This window comes from Lacrimispora sp. BS-2 (assembly GCF_040207125.1).
GTDB lineage: Bacteria > Bacillota > Clostridia > Lachnospirales > Lachnospiraceae > Lacrimispora.
The window spans coordinates 1,847,641-1,866,444 of record NZ_CP157940.1; the positions used below are offsets into that span (position 1 = coordinate 1,847,641).

19 protein-coding genes, 1 pseudogene and 1 other annotated feature are annotated in these 18,804 nt (G+C 45.2%); of the genes and pseudogenes, 7 read left to right on the forward strand and 13 right to left on the reverse strand.

Translation table 11 applies throughout. From position 1 onward, the window contains the following. Positions 1–5: 5 nt before the first annotated feature. The gene (hemB, locus tag ABFV83_RS08735) at positions 6–989 is read right to left on the reverse strand and encodes a porphobilinogen synthase (RefSeq protein ID WP_349948495.1); all 984 of its coding nucleotides are present in this window, start codon (positions 987–989) and stop codon (positions 6–8) included. Between the two features lie 235 nt (positions 990–1,224). Between hemB and ABFV83_RS08740 the strand changes: the two genes are divergently transcribed. Continuing rightward, positions 1,225–1,479 (forward strand): hypothetical protein, encoded by a 255-nt coding sequence (locus ABFV83_RS08740; protein WP_349948496.1) that lies wholly within the window; start codon positions 1,225–1,227, stop codon positions 1,477–1,479. Here ABFV83_RS08740 and ABFV83_RS08745 read toward each other — a convergent pair. The 3 genes and pseudogenes from ABFV83_RS08745 to ABFV83_RS08755 form a co-directional block, all read right to left on the reverse strand. Beyond that, positions 1,476–1,652 carry a P1 family peptidase gene (locus ABFV83_RS08745; RefSeq protein ID WP_349948897.1) on the reverse strand — a complete coding sequence of 59 codons (177 nt, stop codon included), beginning with the start codon at positions 1,650–1,652 and terminating at the stop codon, positions 1,476–1,478. The genes ABFV83_RS08740 and ABFV83_RS08745 overlap by 4 nt on opposite strands. 64 nt (positions 1,653–1,716) lie before the next feature. Next, positions 1,717–1,827 (reverse strand): annotated as a pseudogene (locus ABFV83_RS08750) (S58 family peptidase); the annotation flags it as partial. Beyond that, positions 1,827–1,988: a hypothetical protein gene (locus ABFV83_RS08755; protein WP_349948497.1), complete on the reverse strand. Its 162-nt coding sequence runs from the start codon at positions 1,986–1,988 to the stop codon at positions 1,827–1,829. The gene ABFV83_RS08755 and the pseudogene ABFV83_RS08750, both read right to left, overlap by 1 nt. A 165-nt stretch (positions 1,989–2,153) precedes the next feature. Here ABFV83_RS08755 and ABFV83_RS08760 point away from each other — a divergent pair, with 165 nt between their 5' ends. The 3 genes from ABFV83_RS08760 to ABFV83_RS08770 all read left to right on the forward strand — a co-directional run bounded on the left by ABFV83_RS08760 (position 2,154) and on the right by ABFV83_RS08770 (position 4,754). Next, entirely contained in the window at positions 2,154–2,393 is a 240-nt protein-coding gene (locus ABFV83_RS08760) for a hypothetical protein (RefSeq protein ID WP_025232640.1), read from the forward strand. Positions 2,394–2,616: 223 nt separating this feature from the next. Continuing rightward, positions 2,617–3,177 carry a PadR family transcriptional regulator gene (locus tag ABFV83_RS08765; RefSeq protein ID WP_349948498.1) on the forward strand — a complete coding sequence of 187 codons (561 nt, stop codon included), beginning with the start codon at positions 2,617–2,619 and terminating at the stop codon, positions 3,175–3,177. Next, positions 3,174–4,754 (forward strand): flavodoxin family protein, encoded by a 1,581-nt coding sequence (locus ABFV83_RS08770; RefSeq protein WP_349948499.1) that lies wholly within the window; start codon positions 3,174–3,176, stop codon positions 4,752–4,754. The genes ABFV83_RS08765 and ABFV83_RS08770 overlap by 4 nt, the downstream gene beginning before the upstream one ends. 48 nt (positions 4,755–4,802) lie before the next feature. On the opposite strand, the gene ABFV83_RS08775 is transcribed toward ABFV83_RS08770, so the two are convergent. Together ABFV83_RS08775 and ABFV83_RS08780 are read right to left on the reverse strand one after the other, a co-directional pair. Continuing rightward, positions 4,803–5,939, reverse strand: coding sequence for an AI-2E family transporter (locus ABFV83_RS08775; protein WP_349948898.1), 1,137 nt, complete (start codon positions 5,937–5,939; stop codon positions 4,803–4,805). Between the two features lie 12 nt (positions 5,940–5,951). Continuing rightward, the gene (locus tag ABFV83_RS08780) at positions 5,952–7,106 is read right to left on the reverse strand and encodes an alanyl-tRNA editing protein (protein WP_349948500.1); all 1,155 of its coding nucleotides are present in this window, start codon (positions 7,104–7,106) and stop codon (positions 5,952–5,954) included. Between the two features lie 152 nt (positions 7,107–7,258). On the opposite strand from ABFV83_RS08780, the gene ABFV83_RS08785 reads away from it, so the two are divergent. From ABFV83_RS08785 to ABFV83_RS08795, 3 genes are all read left to right on the forward strand, one after another. Then, the gene (locus tag ABFV83_RS08785) at positions 7,259–7,513 is read left to right on the forward strand and encodes a hypothetical protein (RefSeq protein WP_349948501.1); all 255 of its coding nucleotides are present in this window, start codon (positions 7,259–7,261) and stop codon (positions 7,511–7,513) included. Positions 7,514–7,795: 282 nt separating this feature from the next. Then, positions 7,796–8,353, forward strand: a complete 558-nt coding sequence (locus ABFV83_RS08790) for a hypothetical protein (protein WP_349948502.1) — start codon at positions 7,796–7,798, stop codon at positions 8,351–8,353. Positions 8,354–8,411: 58 nt separating this feature from the next. Further along, positions 8,412–8,699, forward strand: a complete 288-nt coding sequence (locus tag ABFV83_RS08795) for a hypothetical protein (RefSeq protein WP_349948503.1) — start codon at positions 8,412–8,414, stop codon at positions 8,697–8,699. Positions 8,700–8,771: 72 nt separating this feature from the next. Here ABFV83_RS08795 and leuS read toward each other — a convergent pair whose 3' ends face one another. The 7 genes from leuS to ABFV83_RS08830 form a co-directional block, all read right to left on the reverse strand. Next, entirely contained in the window at positions 8,772–11,186 is a 2,415-nt protein-coding gene (gene leuS / locus ABFV83_RS08800; protein ID WP_349948504.1) for a leucine--tRNA ligase, read from the reverse strand. A gap of 104 nt (positions 11,187–11,290) precedes the next feature. Then, positions 11,291–11,534 (reverse strand) — a binding site (T-box leader). A 46-nt stretch (positions 11,535–11,580) separates the two neighbouring features. After that, on the reverse strand, positions 11,581–12,495 hold the full coding sequence (locus tag ABFV83_RS08805) for a CPBP family intramembrane glutamic endopeptidase (RefSeq protein ID WP_349948505.1): 915 nt from the start codon (positions 12,493–12,495) through the stop codon (positions 11,581–11,583). Positions 12,496–12,758: 263 nt separating this feature from the next. Beyond that, a complete protein-coding gene (locus ABFV83_RS08810; RefSeq protein WP_349948506.1) occupies positions 12,759–14,861 on the reverse strand; it encodes an elongation factor G in 2,103 nt (700 codons plus the stop codon). Between the two features lie 152 nt (positions 14,862–15,013). After that, positions 15,014–15,934, reverse strand: coding sequence for a BadF/BadG/BcrA/BcrD ATPase family protein (locus ABFV83_RS08815; RefSeq protein ID WP_349948507.1), 921 nt, complete (start codon positions 15,932–15,934; stop codon positions 15,014–15,016). 21 nt (positions 15,935–15,955) lie between these two features. Further along, the gene (locus tag ABFV83_RS08820; RefSeq protein WP_349948508.1) at positions 15,956–16,210 is read right to left on the reverse strand and encodes a hypothetical protein; all 255 of its coding nucleotides are present in this window, start codon (positions 16,208–16,210) and stop codon (positions 15,956–15,958) included. Then, positions 16,191–17,177, reverse strand: a complete 987-nt coding sequence (locus tag ABFV83_RS08825) for a reverse transcriptase family protein (RefSeq protein WP_349948509.1) — start codon at positions 17,175–17,177, stop codon at positions 16,191–16,193. The genes ABFV83_RS08820 and ABFV83_RS08825 overlap by 20 nt, the downstream gene beginning before the upstream one ends. A gap of 309 nt (positions 17,178–17,486) precedes the next feature. After that, positions 17,487–18,497 (reverse strand): hypothetical protein, encoded by a 1,011-nt coding sequence (locus ABFV83_RS08830; RefSeq protein ID WP_349948510.1) that lies wholly within the window; start codon positions 18,495–18,497, stop codon positions 17,487–17,489. Positions 18,498–18,804 lie beyond the last annotated feature (307 nt).

Sequence of the window (18,804 nt, forward strand, 5' to 3'; positions counted from 1 at the left end):
TTCCATCAGCCGATTTTTCCCTCGTCCATAAAACGGGCAAGCTCTATTGCGTAATATGTAATAAGGATATCCGCGCCTGCACGGTATATACTCACCGCCGACTCGCATATAATCTTTTCTTCGTCAATAAAACCGGCTTTGGAAGCCGCTTTTATCATGGCATATTCACCGCTTACGCTGTATGCTGCCACAGGAAGGTCATGGCGGTCCGCCACTTCCCTTATGATATCCAGATAAGAAAGAGCAGGCTTTACCATTACGATGTCAGCACCTTCCGCCACATCTAACTCCACTTCCCTTAACGCTTCTTTCCTGTTATGGTAATCCATCTGATAGCTTTTCCGGTCTCCAAAAGACGGGGCAGACCCGGCGGCCTCCCTGAATGGTCCGTAAAATGCGGAGGAATATTTGGCTGAATAAGCCATGATCGGCACATTCACAAAGCCTGCCTCATCAAGGGCCTGTCTCATGGAACCGATCCTGCCATCCATCATGTCGGAAGGGGCCACCATATGAGCTCCTGCTTTTACATGGGATAGGGCTATCATGTTCAAATATTCCAGGGTCTTGTCATTATCAACCGATTCTCCGTCAAGGATTCCACAGTGTCCATGGGATGTATATTCACACATGCACACATCCGTAACAATGTATACCATAGGATAATGTTCCCTGATAAAGCGGATGGCGCGCTGTACGATTCCCTCTTCATCATATGCCTGGCTTCCACAGGCGTCTTTATGAGCCGGGATTCCAAACAAAAGGATTTTTTCCACACCGGCCTTTACCAGCCGGTCCATAATCTGAGGGAGCCGGTCCACGCTGTAGCGGTATTGGCCTTCCATGGAAGGGATTTCTTCCACAATTTCTTTTCCATCCACCACAAACAGAGGATAAATAAGAGATTCCTTTGAAACTCTGGTTTCCCGTACCATCTTTCTCAAGGTATCTGATGCTCTTAATCTTCTGGGTCTGTATATCAAATCCATATCCAATCAATCCCTCCATTTTATTTCTGCTGGCAATGATCCAGGCGCAAAAATGCCTGTATTCCTGCATCTGGTAAATGCTGCTGGGGGCAAATATCCTGTCGTTTCCTGCGAGATTTTGACCCTGTCCTATTATACACCCTCTCAAAGAAGATTCAAGTAATTCTTGCAGCAATGGAAAAGATTGCTTATAATAGTATTCATATAAAATGAATCAGAAACGAGGTACTGCTTTATGGAAGAATTCTATCAGGCAATCGAAGGAACCATCCGCATGACAGGCTATAAAGGCCCGGTGGACGGAAAAGAAATCTACAACGAGATCAGCGACGAAATTGAGGACAAGGAACCGGGAGCCTATGTATTTATGTCTAAGAAAACGGATGACACTTTTTTCGAATACAAAATACAGATTTTCGAGGACCAGTTTAATTTAAGTGCCATTGACATCCACACTCCTGATCAGGTTTACCACGCAGACTTTGATTAAGGCTGCCCTTTAGAAAGCCACAGGTCCGTCAGGGAATGTACCACATTACCTTTGCAGCTTGTGGTTGTTTTTGCCATGGCAAGAGAATTGAGGACCGCTTCCTCCGTCGCTTCTGCCGCAGCCGTGAAAGCCGTCTCCAGAGCACTTTCTTTTAGAATGCGGATGGAAAGCAGTTCTTTTTCTGCCTGTTCTGGAAAGCCCTACACCGGCCCGCTTTATAATTCTCTTTAACTGACGGTCTGAGACAGGAAGTTCCGTAGCTATGACGGTCATGATAGAGCCTCTGTCCAGAACCTGCGGCTCTGTTATCCGGGCAATTTCCTCTCCAACAGTCCGTCCGCCTATCATCAGGTTCTCGGTGCTTCCATCTGAATCAGTCCCTGGCTTTTGCCAAAACCATTATGAATATAAGCCGCTGCCACCAGAACGCCTTCCACATCCGTGATTTTATCAAGGGGTCCCGGAGCCAGTCTACCCGTAATGATGCCATATTCCCGTATCCTCTTCATGATCCTATTCTCCCTTTTCACATTTATGTTCTTATTATACATAATAAACAGTAGTTTGACTTCCTTTTCTTGTTTTTTCCATATTGTACCAGAGAAAGAACACTGCTATAATAAGGACGTAGGAAATGACATTCATTTCACGGACATTTCAGAGGAGGGATTCACATGAAAATTCAAAATATCACAGACGTAGAAAAATTTTTCAAGGTAATCGAGCAGTGCAAAGGCACCGTTGAGCTGGTTTCCAAGGAAGGTGACCGGATCAACTTAAAGTCCAAATTAAGCCAGTACTTATCCATGGCCACCATTTTTTCCAACGGCAGCATCATCAATGAACTGGAGTTGGTTGCTCATGACCCGGAAGATGTAGAAAGACTCATTAAATACATGTATCAGGGAGAATAACAAAAAAAAAGAGATTATGTTTCTGATAAAAACCGTAGGATCATTGTGTCCTGCGGTTTTTATCTTGCTCTAACCCCTGCCCTTTTTGCGCTCTGACAGACATAAGATCATGCACGCCTCATAGTTATCTGAAAAAGCGTGAAAAACAGCAGGTTGAACTTGACACTATACCCCCTTTGTTATATAATCAACTTGTTGAATATATAACAAAGGGGGTATATGTATGTCACTGAAGCATGGTCTGCTTGGATTGCTGAATTATGGCTCAATGACGGGCTATGAGCTGGATAAGGCATTTAAGGATTCTCTTTCGTTTTTCTGGCAGGCAAAGAACAGCCAGATTTACCGTGAACTGGATGCCATGGAGCGTTGCGGCTGGCTGACCAGCGAGCGTGTGATCCAGAACCAAAAGCCGAACAAACGGGTGTATAGCATAACAGACAGCGGAAAAGAGGAACTTGGCAACTGGCTGTCCTCGCCGGAATCGGATATTGCCGACGCAATGCGTATAAGAAGTGCATTTCTGATGCGCGTATTCTTCGCTGGAGAGACAGATATCGATCAATCATTGGAAATGCTCCGCACCTATCGCAAACAATGTATGGAAAGCAGCAAGGAAATGAGCGCCGCCCATGATATAATCTCTGAATATGGAGCAATTGTCGGCGACGAACGAAAATCAAAATATTGGGAAATAGTAGCGCTTTACGGAGATGTGTTTTTCGACGCCGGACTTAACTGGGCAGACAAGGCGATTGCTATGTTAGAGGAGATGAAACGATGAAAATTTTAGTTTTGAATGGTTCTCCCAAAAGTAAAAGCAGCAATACCATGTACCTTACCCGTGCATTTTTAGAGGGAGCCCAATGGGAAGATGCAGAGATTATTGACGTAGCAAAAGCCAACATAAAGAGCTGCCTGGGATGCTTTGCCTGTTGGAGTAAAACACCGGGAATGTGTGTCATAAACGACGATATGAGTGAAATTCTCGCCAAAATGATTTCAGCCGATGTGATCATCTGGTCTTTTCCGCTGTATTATTTCGGCGTTCCCGGCGATTTAAAAAATCTCATTGACCGGCAATTGCCACTGAATTTACCTTTCATGGCTGAGGGAAATGAAAGCGGAAATCATCCGGCAAGGGTTGATTTGACCCATCAAAAACACCTTGTTATTTCAACTTGCGGCTTTTGGACTCAAAAAGGTAATTATGACGCCGTTATAGCCATGTTTGACCACTTATGCGGCAAAGGCACCTATACGTCAATTCTTTGCGGGCAGGGAGAACTGTTTCATTTTCAGGAATTAAAAGACCGCACGGATGCGTATCTGGATATCGTCCGCCGTGCCGGGGCGGAATATGCCGCCGGTGGAATCCGTTCCGGGACACAGGCAGAGCTTACGGAACCTTTATATCCCCGGGATGTGTTTGAAAAAATGGCTGATGCCTCCTGGGGTATTTCTAAAAATGATGATACTGGTACGGAAGATGACAGCTTAAATTTTACGATTCAGATGTCGGCTCTATATAGACCGGACGGCGTGGAACGTGTACTGGAGTTTTATTATACCGACATTGATAAAACCTATCAGATCATGCTGACAAAACAAGGGGCCGAGGTCATAACGGACGGTTTCAAACCTTATACCACAAGGATTGAAACGCCGTATTCCCTCTGGCGTTCTATCTCCCGGGGTGAAATTTCCGGACAGGATGCGTTATTTAAACGGCTTTATAAAATACTCGGCGATTTTAATCTCATGATTAAGTGGAATGAGTTGTTTGGTACACCGCCATCAAAATCAACCAGCAAAATACCGCAGCGCAAAACCAACATGATGACCTTTCTCCTACCCTGGATTGTCATTTGGACAACAATAGCCATAAATCCCACGATCGGTGCTGCAGCCGGCATTGTCGCGGCTGCGTCTGTGACCTTATTATGGTTTGTGTTTCAGCCTGTTATCTATGAGCAAATCAGCATCCCGATTGTAACCGGACTTTCGCTGGCAGTCTTATTCGGCGCAGATACGAGGCTGGTCGTTTCCGGCAGCTATTTGATATTCGGATTGATATGGATCATCGGTGCTTTTCCCAAAATACCACTGACCGCCTATTACAGCGCAGCGCACTATGGCAATGAAAACGCATTTTCAAATCCGCTGTTCATGAGAACAAACCGCATTTTGACCGCTGCCTGGGGAGGCTTATATGTAATTACTCCGATTTGGACCTATATTCTGATGGGTACTGATTACTCATCTTATATCGGTTTAATCAATTCCGCTTTGCCTGCGTTTATGGGTGCTTTTACCGCATGGTTCCAGAAATGGTATCCGGCGCGGTGGGCGAGAGGATAAGAACAGAAAGCTGCCCTGCTGGCCGATAGAACCAGCAGGACAGCTTTTTTATTTTTTGTTTTTAGACTTCTTCTGCTTTTCCAGCCTTTTATTCACGATTTCCCGGAGAATGGCATACACCACGGAACAGAGAGGAATAAAAATCAGCATTCCCACAATTCCCATGGCGCTGCCGCCGATGGTGACTGCAACCAGGACCCAGATGGATGGAAGTCCCACGGAATTTCCCACTACATGAGGGTAGATAAAGTTTCCTTCCACCTGCTGAAGCACAAAGAAGATGATTAAAAAAATAAATGCATCCAATGGCCTTACCATCAGCATTAAAAACGCCCCGATGGCACAGCCGATAAATGCTCCGAACATCGGGATCAGGGCTGTAAATGCAATCAAAACGCCGATAAGTATCCCATATGGAAGGCCAAAGGCCGTCAGGGTCAAAAAAAACATACTCCCAAGAATGACTGCTTCCATGCACTGTCCCGTAAGGAAATGGGAAAAGGTTTCAGAAACCAGCGTTAATATCTCAAGCGTCCGCAAGGATACCTCTTCCGGAAGAAATGCCTTCATCAGCTTTTGTATCTGCCGTGAAAGAGTTTCCTTCTGAAGAAGAATATAAATGGCAAAGACCAGGGCGATTAAAAAGGCGGTCATCCCACTGATAATGGAAAGAGCGGCCGACACGGTGGAAGAAAGTACCGAACCCGCTCCGGCGGATAAAAATCCAACCACCTTTTCCAGAAAGGATTTCCAGTCAATCTCAATGCTGTTGATATAATCCGTGATTTCAGGGTTCTGGACAAACAACCTCTCCGCTTCCTCTTTAATACCTGCAAGAAACGCCGGAATGCTGTTTTGCAGGCTTATAGCGGTATCAATAAGCTGAGGCAACACAACAAAAATAACAAGCAGCAGGAGTCCAATTACAAACACAAGGGTAAGGCAAAGGCTTAATGGCCTGCGGATTTTGTTATCTTTCCTTACCGGCAGCAATTGTTCGATCCTGCGCATCGGCACATTGAGGATAAAAGCCATAACGCCTCCCAAAAGAAAGGGCGAGATAAATCCCACCATCTTCATCGCCAGGGCAAACAGGCTGCGATAATTCCAGCCTGCCACCACAACGATTACGGCAAATACGATCAGGCCCCGTATTTTTTTAATTGTACTGTCATTAAATTCCATCATACTCTCCTTTTATGACTCCTCTTCAAAAGCTTGTCTGATATCTTTCTGTAAGGCCTGAAAGGTGCCCTGGGCCATCAGGGAGCTTCCACCTCCCCGGCCATTTAATCTTCCATTTAATGCTTTGCTCAACACTCTCATGTCCTTCTGACCGCTTCCAAGTGCATACTGAAAGACACCCTCATCTCCGGAACATGCCAAAACAACGCTTCCCTTCCCTCCTTCATACAGCATCGTGCAAAACTGTCTCAGCTGTACCGGGGATAAGTCACGTTCAAAAACCAGAAGAGGCGCATCCTGTTCGGGATAATCTTCGGCCTTTCTTTCTAAAAGTTCTTTGGAAAGCTGTCCGATTCTTCCATCCTTTTTCTGCCCTTCTTCTTTCAATCTGTCAACTGCCTCCAGGAGATGATCCGGTTTTGCCGACAGCAGGACGGAAATTCCGGACACTGCCTTCTGTTTTTTGCGGTAATCTTCCAGAGCCATCCTTCCACACAGCATGGTCACCCTGACACCGCCCTTATAATGAATCATCCCGGTCACTTTCAGAATGCCGATTTCTCCTGCAGTCATCACGTGAGTTCCACAGCAGGCACACACATCACCTCCCGGGAATTCAATCAGCCGGACTTGTCCGGTCAATTCCTTTTTGCTCCGGTAATCGATGGTTAAAAGCTCCTCCTTTGACGGATAAGATTCAAGAACCGGAATATTCCGCCAGATGAGTTCATTCACTTGTGTTTCTGCCGCTTCTATCTGTTCCATGGTCAGGATTCCGTTAAAATCAACGGTCACCTCATCCTTTCCCATGTGAAACCCTACGTTATCAAGGCCATAATTCTTATGTACGATTCCCGACAATAAGTGCTCTCCGGAATGATTCTGCATGTTGCAGAACCTTCTCTCCCAGTCTATGATTCCAGTCACCCTGCTGCCCGCCTTTAATGGCTTATCCGTAATATGGACAATGCCTTCCGGCCTTTCCCTGACATCAAGGACTGCCGCCTCCCCAAGAGTTCCTATATCAGCCGGCTGGCCGCCGCCCTCAGGGTAGAAGGCTGTCCGGTCCAAAAGCACTTCAAATAAACTGTCCTTTCCCTGCCTGCAGCCAGTTACCTCCGCTTCAAATGTTTTAACATAAGGTCTGTTATAATATAATTTTTCCATCTTTTGCTCCTTATTTCTCTGTTGTACTAATTATACACAACAATTGGATAAGTTCAATCATAACAAATCTAAAATTTTAAGAAAAAATGGAAACAGTGGCAAGCTGACATTCATACACTTACATTGTAAACAAATTATTTGGAGGAACCAATATGAGTGATCTGGCAGCAACTAACTGTGGGTGCGGATGCGATTGCAACACCGGAGGCAACAGCGGATGTGGATTTAATCTAATTTGGATTATCCTTATCCTGTGCTTCTGTGGCGGCGGCAGCGGCGGTTGCGGCGGCGGTTGTGGCGGTTGCGGCGGCGGTTGCGGAAATGATGGATGCAGTTGGATTTGGATCATCATTCTTCTGTGCTGCTGTGGCGGCGGCGGCTTTGGCGGAAATAACTTCTGCTGCTAAGCGAAACATAAAACAGGGCCCGATCTTTTCACAGATCGGGCCTTGTTTTTATTTGCTAACGACTCTGACCATTATTTTTTACAGGCCTTTGAAAAGAGCTCTGGCTGTTTACTCCTTTTAAAGGGCTCCTGTTCTGTTTCTTTTTCATACAATCCTCATCAATTTCATATACTGCATTACCATCTATGATCAATCGGCTTTTCATATCTAAATCACTCTCCTGTAATACTAATATATGCAGACGCATATATTGTCAACAAGAAAAGTAAGGAATCTTATGCCATGAACAACGAGCAAAATGTACGTGCAAATGATCTGGACTCCCTTATCGGCGATAATCATCTACAGATGGTGAAGGCTGCCCTGCCTTATATGAATGTTCCCCAGCAGCGTTTTATGTCCTACTTCGTTAAAATAAACGAGCTGCGCCGCACCGTTAATCTTTTTGAAGAAGGAGAAGTCGCTGCCATGGGGCTGGGTTCTTCCGGGGAGAATGACCGGGCCAACGACCCCATTGACATGCTGAATACCATAAAGCCCTTTGCAAATCCGTCGGAACAGGATTTCATTGACCTTATCATCAACTTCTCTCAGGGCCTTCGGATGGCTAACTCCTACCCGGACCCAGGCCCGGTACCAAGTTCCACCATTCCGGTTCAGGCCCAGGCCCAAACCCAATCCGAAACACCTCCAAACAAGCCTGCGGGTAACCACCGGCAGAATAATAACCCATTTGGGCGGATACCTCTGGACCAGCTCAAGAATTTCATGCCGCCGGACCAACAATCCCGTTTTGAAACCATGCAGCTTATGATGTCCGCCATGCAACAGATGAATTAATCCATATTTTTTCCCTGGCTCCCTTACCAAATCCCATAGAAAGGAAGAAAAATAATCCATGAACTTCAACTGGAAACAAGACCCCAGACTAAGAAACATGAATCCGCAAAAGCTTTCCATGCTGTCTGAATTTGCAAAGCGGGTAGAATCCACTCCAAAAGACCAGCTTGTTCCAACCCTTCTAAACTTAAATGCGGAAGCAAGCCGCAAAGGCATTCAATTTAATGATGAAGAAACCGACCTTCTCATCTCCATTATGAGCGCAAACATGAGTGCTAACGAGCGGAAGCGAATAGAGACCATGCGGATGCTATCTAAAAATTTCATGAAGCGCAATACAAAATGATAATAAGGACATTATGGGCGATACCAGTGGGGCTCCGCCATAATGTCCTTACTTTGCGCAAGCAGTCAAAAATTATTTGCAAACAATATTCACAATTCTTCCAGGAACATAGATTTCCTTAACAATCGTTCCGGTTATCTTATCCGGGATCAAAGCCTTACCTGCTTCAATGGCCTCTTCCTTTGATACGCCTGCAGGAAGCTTTACCACTGCTCTGGTCTTTCCGTTTACCTGGACTGCAACCTCGATCTCATCATCCTTCATGGCCTCTTCATCGCATTCCGGCCACTGTGCGTGGAATACGGAAGTCACGCCGCCAAGCTGCTGCCACAGCTCCTCGCCAATATGAGGAGCAAAAGGCGCAACCAAAACCACAAAAGCCTTTAAAGTTTCTTTGTCAATGCCGCCGGTCTTTTTAGCCAGATCGATCAGTTTATTGTTATATTCCATGAATCCAGAAATTACCGTATTTAAGTTAAACTGGTTGAAACGCTGTTCAATATCAAAAATCAGCTTGCTGCGCAGACGAAGCATTTCCCTGGTAGCTTCCACATCCTTATTGCTGCTTTCCACAACCAGATTCCAGAAGCGGTGTAAGAAACGGCTGACGCCTTCGATTCCTCTGTCATCCCACTCTGCATCTAACTCCGGCGGCCCTACGAAGAGCTCATACATACGGAGAGCATCGCAGCCATAGTCACGCACCAGATCATCGGGAGATACCACATTTCCCTTTGACTTGCTCATTTTGATTCCATTTTTTCCGTTGATCATACCCTGATTGAACAGCTTGGTAAATGGCTCATCAAAGTCTACCACACCGATGTCGTTTAAAAACTTGGTATAGAAACGGGAATACAGAAGATGAAGTACAGCATGCTCCACGCCGCCGATATACATATCCACGGGAAGATACTTTTTCGCTTTTTCCTTGGATACCAGTTCATTTTCGTTTTGGCTGTCCACATAGCGGAGGAAATACCAGGAGGAACCGGCCCACTGAGGCATGGTGTTGGTCTCTCTCTTAGCAGGAGCGCCGCACACCGGACATGTGGTATTCACCCATTCCTCAATATCTGCCAGTGGAGATTCTCCCGTACCGGTAGGCTGGTAGCTTTCTACTTCCGGAAGGGTAAGAGGAAGCTGGTCTTCCGGAACCGGTACGTTGCCGCAGTGCGGACAGTGGATAATAGGAATAGGCTCTCCCCAGTAGCGCTGTCTGGAAAATACCCAGTCACGAAGCTTAAAGTTTACGGTTTTCTTTCCAAGGCCTCTTGACTCGATCATTGCAGGAGCCTCTTTTTTAAGGATGGAGGATTCCATTCCGTTCCACTCACCGGAATTGATCATGGTTCCGCTGGCATCCGTGTAGGCTTCTGTCATGTTTTCGATTTCCTTGCCATCCTTTGAGATAACCTGGATAATAGGAATGTTGAACTTCGTCGCAAACTCAAAGTCCCTGTCATCATGGGCCGGCACGCACATGATGGCACCGGTACCGTAATCAGCAAGCACATAATCGGACAGCCAGATGGGTACCTTGGCACCGCTTAAAGGATTTACCGCATAGCTGCCGGTGAATACGCCGGTCTTTTCCTTATCCTGAAGGCGGTCCACGTTTGATTTCATGGAAGCATCGTAGATATATTTCTCAACGGCTTCTTTATTTTCAAGGGTAGCGAGGCCAGCGGCAAGAGCGTGCTCCGGCGCAAGTACCATAAAGGTAGCCCCGTATAAGGTATCAGGTCTGGTGGTATAGACTGTGATGCTCTCTTCTCTTCCGTCCACCTTAAAATCGACCTCGGCTCCATAGGATTTTCCAATCCATTCCGACTGCATCTTCTTGACCTTTTCCGGCCAGTCAAGCTTATCCAGATCATTTAACAGACGGTCTGCATAAGCAGTAATTTTTAACATCCACTGTCTTAAATTTTTCTTTGTAACACTGGTTCCGCAGCGCTCACAGCAGCCGTTTACCACTTCTTCGTTTGCAAGTCCTGTCTTACAGGATGGGCACCAGTTGATAGGGAATTCCTTCTCATAGGCCAGTCCCTTTTTAAACATCTGAACAAAAATCCACTGGGTCCATTTATAAAACCCGGGATCCGTGGTGTTAACTTCCATATCCCAGTCATAGACGGCTGCGATCTCATTGATCTGACGCTTGATGTTCGCTACGTTTTCCGCTGTTGATTTTGCAGGATGAACTCCCATTTTGATGGCGTAATTCTCTGCAGGAAGGCCGAAGGCATCCCAACCCATGGGATGAATCACATAATGTCCCTTTAAAATCTGATATCTGCTCCACACATCGGAGATTACGTAACCTCTCCAGTGGCCTACATGAAGGCCGCTGCCTGACGGATATGGGAACATATCCAGACAGTAGTATTTCTCTTTCTTCCCATCGTCAACATTGATGGGGTTCTTTGCCCAGTTCTCACGCCACCTTTTCTCAATGGCGCTGTGGTTGTAGGATGCTGCCATAACAAATTTCCTCCTTTTGCAAAAGGGATTCTCCCTGTTTCAAATGTGTTATCTGGCTCATTGGCCGTAAAAATAAAAAATGCGCCTCCGACCGTTAAAACGGCCATAGAGACGCAGGATCTACCGCGTGGTACCACTCTATTTCATACAAGGTTCGTATGCTCTCACTGGATATGGCAAAGCATATCCGCCCGCTTTAACGGTCGGGACACCGGCAATGCCTACACAGAAGCTTCCTTCAGCACGCTACTCAAAGGCCAGTTCAGCCGCCATCCCCAACCGGCTTCCACCCTCCGCCGGCTCTCTGTATGTTTCAGACAGCTTACTACTCCTAATCAAAGTATTTTTGCTAACTACAAATGTAACATAATTGGCGAAATGTGTCAACCGTCTTTTACGAAATCTCCGAAATAACAAAGGTTACGGCAGAAACCGCAAAAAACAGGATCATTCCAAGATTTAAAAAAAGTACTTTAAAAGCCCCTTTGCCCCAGGTCTCCACAGGCCCCGGATGGAACACCAGTTTTTTTTGACTGGTAAAAAACAAAGCGGTTCCGGCAAAAACTGCTCCAAGCATAAATATGGAATAGCCTATCGTCAGCATCAGATTCTCTCCGATTTTAAGCGCCACAACAGAGCCGAGAAAATTGATTGCCATGTGAAAAATAATGGTATAGCGAAGTCTTCCCGTCTTAATATAAATATATGCAAACACCAGGCCAATTCCAAACGCATAAAAGAACTGATAGAAATTCCCATGACTCAGGGCAAAGACAACACTTGATACCAGGATCGCCGCCTTGTCTCCATAAAGCCGGATCCGGTCGATCAAAATTTTGCGAAACAAAATCTCCTCACAAACAGGAGCCATTATTACCATGGTGAGAAAAATCGCCCAGGTGCTTAAGCCCTTCATCACCTCCTCTACCGGGTTGATCATAGGCTTTCCCAAAAGGGTGCTTACAATGGCCATAAGGGCCCGGCCAATGAGATTTCCGAAAAACAGGGCGCTCATGCAGATCAAAAATCCAGAAACAAGCATTCCTGCCCTGGCCTTTTGTACCTGGGGCCTGCATAAAACCGGCATATCCTTCACAATGATATAGGCAACAATTCCTCCCACAACGTAATTAGCCAGGGATACAATCAACATATACCAGTTACCAAAGGTTATTTCTATTCCAATCCTGGACAATGCAAGAGCAATGACCCCTATCTCAAGCTGTATCACAAGCGTCACAAGGAGGAATGCTCCGTAACCGATGCCCACTCTTGTAAATGCTTTCCACGCATTTCTTTTATCTTCCACAATTTCATACCTCCTGCCAGTAGGTATCAGTTTATCACAGATCAGAGAAAAGCGCAATTATTCCAGAACCCACATTCTGACGAAATAAGAATCTGCTTTGCAGGCTCCCGCGCCGAAGCGCGTTTGCTTTTTCAGCCATATTTCCTTATGACGGGGTGCGCATCCCGAAGAGTTTTTATATCATAGGACGCACTTTCTATAATATAAAAAAGACCCGGAAGAAGCTCGGTAAAATACCTGCCCCTCCGGGTCTTTCCTGTCTTTTAAGATTCTACTCTGTCAATCTTGGAAGCCCGCTCCTCTATTTCTCTCTTCTGAACATCTCCTGGAGCCAGTTCATAGCGGCTGAATTCATACTCATAGGTTCCAATGCCTCCGGTCATAGAACGAAGATCTGTATTATAGCCGAACAGTTCGGACATAGGTACATCCGCCTCAATGATCTGCTTTCCATTGTGGTTGGAATTCATTCCCAGAACACGGCCTCTTCTGCGGTTTAAATCTCCCATAACATCTCCGGTGAATTTATCCGGGACCGTAACCTTAAGGGAAGCAATGGGTTCAAGCAGAACCGGATTGGCATCCATAAATCCCTTTTTAAAAGCAAGGGTCGCAGCCATCTTAAAGGCAAGCTCCGAGGAGTCTACCGGATGGTAAGAGCCGTCGGTCAGCGTAGCCTTTAATCCCACTACCGGGTAAGCGGCAAGAGGTCCTTTTAAGACGCACTCTGCAATACCCTTTTCAACTGCCGGGAAATAATTTCTCGGCACAGCCCCGCCAAATACGCATTCATCAAATACATAAGGAGTTTCCAGATCACCGGACGGCTCAAAGCTCATCTTAACGTCACCGTACTGTCCGTGTCCGCCGGACTGCTTCTTATACTTGCCCTGGACTTCCACTTTCTTACGAAGGGTCTCCCGGAAAGCAAATTTAGGTTTGCTCAGTTCAATGTCAACCTTATAGCGGTTTAAAAGCTTGCTTACAACCACATCAAGCTGCTGGTCACCAATGGCATAAAGGAGAGACTGGCGGTTTTCCGTATCATTGACTACCTTTAAGGTCCAATCCTCTTCCGTCAGCTTTGCAAGAGCAGTTGAAACCTTATCATCGTCGCCTTTTGTCTTGGTTTTATAACGCATATACGTATATGGAGTGGATATCTCCGGCTTATGATATACGATGGGAGCAGAACGGAGGGCAATGGTATCACCGGTCTGGGTCACGTTGAGCTTTGACACTGCTCCGATATCTCCTGCCTTTAATTCCGTAACTTCGATGGCATCCTTTCCTCTTAAAACGTAAAGCTTTCCGACTTTTTCCTCTGTGTCCTTATTCACGTTAAAAATAGCGGAATCAGGCTTTAAGGTGCCGGTACAAATCTTAAGCAGGGAATACTTTCCGATAAACGGGTCCACAATGGTCTTAAATACACGGGCAGACAGGGATACATGATCGTTATATTGGGCTGTAAAGCGCTCCCCTGTGGAAACATCCACGCCGATGCACTCAAAGTAATCGGGGGATGGAAAATACTTATCTATGGCCTGAAGCACCATCTTGGCGCCCTGGGCGTTGATTCCGGATCCCAGCATGACCGGAACAATGTTTCCTTTTATCACATGTTCCCGAAGAGCAGAAGAAATCTCATCAATGGTGAACTCGTCACCGGAGAAATAGCGCTCCATATATTCCTCGCTGGTTTCCGCCACGGCCTCCATAAGAGCTTCACGGGCAATTCCCAGGTTCTTCTGGCTATATTCAGGAATCTCACATTCTTCATAATCACTATTAACGGTAAAACGCCGGCCTGCCATCTTTACAACATTAACAAAACCTACGAACTTTTCGTTTTCACGAATGGGGAGGTGGAACGGCGCTATCTTTCTTCCGAATTCTTTATCAAGCTTTAATAACAATTCACGGAAACTTGCATGATCGTCATCCATATTTGTCACAAAGAAAAGTCTGGGTAACTTGTACTTTTCGCACAGTTCCCACGCTTTTAATGTTCCAACTTCAATACCTGCCTTACAATTTACAACTATTACTGCTGCATCCGCAACACTGATGGCTTCTTCAACCTCGCCAACAAAATCAAAATATCCGGGAGTATCAAGCAGATTGATCTTGATCGGTCCATCCTCTCCTTTATACTCCAAAGGAATCAGGGTAGTAGAGATGGAGAACTGTCTCTTGATCTCTTCTTTGTCATAATCGCTGATGGTATTGCCATCGGTAATTTTTCCCATTCTGCTGATGGCTCCGGTAATCAACGCCATAGCTTCTGCCAGGGTGGTTTTACCGGCGCCCCCGTGCCCAAGTAAGGCGACGTTACGGATCTGTTTGGTTCCATACACGTTCATAAACATTCCTCCTGTTCGGTATTTAAGTCTATAAGGATATTTTACTAAAAATGTCGTATAATTGCAAGCAAAAGGTGCAATTTGCACAAATATTTTTTACACATTTTTCCAATTACGCAAAAGAAAAGAGAGGCAAGCCCTCCCTTCTTTTATTACAGTGATCTGGCCGCCTTAAGTGCCGTATCCAGGGCACTCATCTTTGGTATCCCGATCTCAGTACCCGGCATCCCTTCCCGGACTTTCTCTTCCACTATACTGTGGATCATATCATTTTTAACCAGAACACTGCCCCAGAGCCAAAGGTTTAGCTTATCCGCCGGACTCTTTAAATCCATCTTGGCAAAGGTATCCCGGATAAGTCCCCACAAAGCCGCCCCGCATTCCCGGTGAATGCGGATGGCTTCACGATCGCCCTGGGAAGCTGCCTGAAATGCAAATAAGGATAGTCTGGCGATCTCCGACTTTTCCATAAGATTGGCGTTGATAAAATCGTCTATTTTTTCCAGCGAATCAAGCCCTGTTTTCTCTATAATAAGAGGTGTGAGAACGGGACATTTGATTCGTCCGGACAGCTCATCTCCTACTGCTTTTAAGACTTTTAAGCCCATATCAAACCCACTTCCCTCATCGCTGATGATGTGGTTCCAGCCGCCGGTCCGGTATATACTTCCTTTTTTATCTCTCCCAAAGCATATCGAACCAGTCCCTGAGATGACTACCAGGGCCGGTTCTTCCGTCATGTGAAGGAACACCTGGCAGTCATTTAACACCAGAAGCCTTTCATGAGGAAATCCCATCTCTTCAAAGCTGGACTTACAATCATGCTCATCTGACGGAGAATCGATCCCGCTGGCTGCTACACAAATCCCCAGACAACAGCCGGGATCCAGTTTTAACTCATCAAGCGCCGGGAGCACCAGACTACGGTATCGAAGCCGGCTTTTTTCTATTCCATCCGTATTGAGGCTGCATCCCGGTGCCGTAAATTCTCCAAGTACAGCCCCATCCGGATCACAGATTTTTAGCCGCCCGTTAGTTCCACCAATATCCAATCCTGCATAATATCCTTTCATGATACTTTCCTCCTTATAGTTTTACTTCCATGGCAGAAAACCTGCCGTAGTAAACATCTCCTTCCCTTCCAGAAGATGGTTTTTTAACGAAATTTGCTGCGAGGTGCTGCACGGGTAATTTTCCATTTTTTCTATGGAACAATCAAATCCCATGACCCGTTCCAGAATCTGTGGACGTTCAGCCTTTAAGGGCATTTTGTAAAAACGCTCCATAAAGCTTACATAAGTCTCTGATTCCCTGTTAAGGCTTCTTCGATCATTCTGATTTCCTGCCAAGTACAGCCAAAAGCTTTTGCTCCGCTTCTTTAAACCACTGATCCTCAGGATTTATCAAAAGGACATACTGTATTCTTCCTATAAGAGAAACAAGATACTGACTCTCCGGAACCCGCAAATCACTTTTGCTCCTCTCCAGGTGGGACTTTACCCCGTATTTCAGGCAGTAAAAAATCTCCTGCCGCAGCTTTCTTCTGTAATCCCCCGAAACCTGTAGTTTCTCATTGACCACGATACCCGTGACAGACTGTCTTCCGTTGCGGTATAGAATCCTGGTCTTCGTTTCATTGAGTTCAAACCCCATGGCATTTAAAAAACCGGAGACCTTCCGGATAACCAGGCCCGGGTTAAAATCACCGGAAAACGTCATATCATCACAGTACCTGGTATAGGAGATTCCTTTATTCCCGCACCATTTGTTTATGAATTCATCAAAATCCTTCATAACCAGGTTGGAAACTGCGGGCGATGTGGGAGCCCCCTGAGGCAGAAATTCGTTGCAGCAGCATAAGGCAGTCAGCATGGTTCCTACCGCAGGAGGGAAATACCTGACAGGAAAAACGCTTTTTAACACCATGGGAAATGAAATACTTCCGAAAAAATCTTTTATATCCAGTTTTACCACCACATTTTTTCCTGTATGGCCCCTGGCATTGGACACCACTCCTGCACCTTTGTGGTAGGCTGTGGCACAGCCGGAGACCGCATATCCGTCCAGGATATGATGCAGGATATTTCTCTGTATTCTCATCAGCATGTAATCCGGCACCGTAAGACTCCGCGTTCTTCCGTCTCTCTTTGGAATACGGACGGTATGATAATGGCGTTCCGTATGGTTGCTGAAAGCATAAAGACATGCCATTATCTTCTGGTCCGGCCAACTGGTGTTCCCCAGAAGTCGGAAAGATAACAGCATGTCCCTGCAATACTCCGGCGTACAATATTTCCATAAATCTGTCTTATACATCGGCTCCTCCATACCAGTTATATTTTAAAATTCTTCCTTATTCCTGAAAAAACAGCAGAAGCAATACAATCAAGATGCCGTAAGATGCGAAGATGTACAAGCCGCAGGTGTAAGCACATGCAATGTGCGGAAGTACCTCGCAGCAGATTACGGCCTTTTCCTATACCATGAAAATCCCGGCAGCGACTCGCTGCCCGGCCGTAGGTCCATTACCTGCAGAAATACTATTGCTTCTGCTGTTATGTTTATTATTCTATCACAACTCTCAAATATTTATAAGACCTATTTGTGATTTACCAACTACGAGATTTACAAACCAAGTACCTCTTTAATACCGCTGTAATCCGGCATAAAATCAGGATTGATAATATCAGTCACAATCTTATTAGAATCAGCAACATCAAATGTTTTTTCAAATACGGGAGGTGTTAAAACTTCAACATAATAATTTGAGAGTTTTGCAGACAGATCATTCACTTCCTTTGCATAGCCGGCATTTGAAATTTGTCCGCGGATAAGAAGATTATCCAATTCATTCTTCTTTTCTGCTATTTGTATATCTGTCTCGGCAATCGCAGGAACAGCTGAAGATTCAAGGGGCAAAATCGAAAAAATCAATTTTTTACGCATATCTCCAAGATTTTCTCCAGACAACTGTTTTTTCAGTCCCAAAACAGTAGAAATATGTAAATCTTCGTGAATGGTTTCCAATTCTTTATGTGCCGGACTCAATTCTGCTGCATCGGCAACGGAATCTGACGGATAATTATAATAAGTCTTATAAAATAAAACTAAAGAATGAACATAACTTCCAATCTCTTTATCATGCCCCGTCCCTCTATTACCGTAAAAGAACCGTGAAGAATTGAATGAAACCGGCCAATTCACTCCTGCGTTAACAGTATCATTAAAATTTGTTGCACTTGCTATTGTATTGCACATTTGATGGCAAACTCCGGTAACTCCATAAACAATTCCTGAACAATCACCAAGATTTGACCACCCACCGTTCTTTCGGTTATATTCTGTACGATTAATATCATCATCGCTGCTGCCGTTGCCCCACATTGCTAAACGTCTTGCGATTTTCGAATGGCAGCTAAGTTTATAACCTAATTTTCTGGAATCTTTTTCCCAAAATGTTGGTGTCCAAAAATTAACGGGGTAGTGATTGCTGCTATCACTACAGCCGCCATAGCACGGAAAGTACACCGTCATATTTGGGTGAAAATCATTCTCTTCCATAATGGCATAGGTGTGCTCTGACGTGTTGTTGCAGATTGGATACCAACCTACCTGAAGCGTAGAATTTAGTTTCATAGTATTCTCCTTTACTATTGACCACCGCTAAAACTACAAGTTCATTTTCTATTATTAAATTATAACAAATCCCAGGCTCGTAGTAAATAACACATTTCGCAGTATATTCAACGACGTTTTATATAAAAATAATTGGTATAGATGCCATATTTATGATTTTACATATTATTTATCTTGTTTTTTTACCTGTTAAATTTATTCGTACCGTTTTAGTATCAAAACCATGTATTGTTTGGTAAATCCCGGCTATATTAAGGTTTCCAACGCCACCCCCAGCCTCTTGATAGCTGTAACATATCAAACTGCT